Annotated in this window: 1 protein-coding gene; it reads right to left on the minus strand. The window is 50.1% G+C overall.

The window, feature by feature from the left end:
• Nucleotides 1-198 precede the first annotated feature (198 nt).
• Entirely contained in the window at nucleotides 199-975 is a 777-nt protein-coding gene (locus QZ279_RS07305; RefSeq protein ID WP_293449624.1) for a Bax inhibitor-1/YccA family protein, read from the minus strand.
• Nucleotides 976-1,220 lie beyond the last annotated feature (245 nt).

Genomic DNA, 1,220 nt, shown 5'->3' on the forward strand with positions numbered 1-1,220 from the left:
AGCGAACATAATAGCCTTGGGAAACGTGACGTGAGTGTAAGTAATTCTGTTGTAAAAAGCCCTTAGCTGTAGATCAGCTTAGATGGTGTAGAGCTTGTCGATGCCCGATCTTTCTTTAAAAAAGTTTCGGTTTTGCAAAAGAAAACCGGCCCTCGAAAGGGCCGGCTCTGTAATGATAAAAAGGTTGTCGACCGTGAATTACTCGCGGTTGCCAAACAACTGCAGTAGCATCATGAACATGTTGATGAAGTTCAGATACAGGCTCAAGGAACCCATGATCGCGGACTTACCAAGCCATTCGCTGTCACCGTGGTGTGCGTGTGCAACGTACTCGTTCTTGATGCGCTGTGTGTCATAAGCTGTAAGACCGGCAAAGATCAGAACACCAATCGCAGAGATCGCAAACATGATCGCTGGGGATGCCAGCCAGATGTTAACGATGGATGCTACGATCAGGCCAATGACGCCCATGATCAAGAAGCTGCCCCAACCGGAGATGTCTTTCTTCGTCGTGTAGCCATACAAGGACAGGCCCGCGAAGGCGATGGATGTGATCAAGAAGATCTGCATGATCGAGTAGCCTGTGAAGACCAAAAAGATCGAGCTGATCGACACGCCCATGACGGCTGCGAAGATGTAAAACACCGTTTGTGCCGTTGCTGCGGACATTTTGTTGATCATCGCGCTCATGCCGAAAACGAAGGCAAGAGGTGCAAACATAACAACCCACTTAAGCGGGGAAAGATAAAGCGCTGAACCGAGTGCAGTCAGGTACTTGCCTGAAGAGATCTGTGCGGCCGCTTGGGACGGATCTGTCGTGACCGCGAGGCCGGCAATTGCCCAAGCCGCGAGAAAAGTGATGAACATACCCACGGACATTGTGCCGTAAACTTTGTTCATGTGCGCGCGCAAGCCCGCATCAATATTCGCGGCCGCCGTTCCAACGCCGCTGCGAATTGTACCATATTCAGCCATGAATAACTCTCCATTGATAAACCGATCCGCCTTTTGGCGATCCTGTTTTTAATATCGGGCCTGATAGGCGAGGTTTCAAGGGTTTTCGGAGTCAATTTCTACGAAAACCCTACTCTTTTAGTATCTTTTTCGATGCAGTTCGTGCAAGCATTAGGTCCGCCATGTAGAAGGGGCATCCCAAAGCGGACGCTTTGCTTCGTTCTGGGCGTCTTGGCGACTAAGTCCAACATCGCGCAAGAGATGGT

This window comes from Planktotalea sp. (assembly GCF_018607965.1).
Classification (GTDB): Bacteria; Pseudomonadota; Alphaproteobacteria; order Rhodobacterales; family Rhodobacteraceae; genus Planktotalea.

Excerpts from the sequence above, each read along its gene's own strand:
- QZ279_RS07305 (WP_293449624.1), bottom strand. The coding sequence starts at position 975 with ATGGCTGAATATGGTACAATTCGCAGCGGCGTTGGAACGGCGGCCGCG.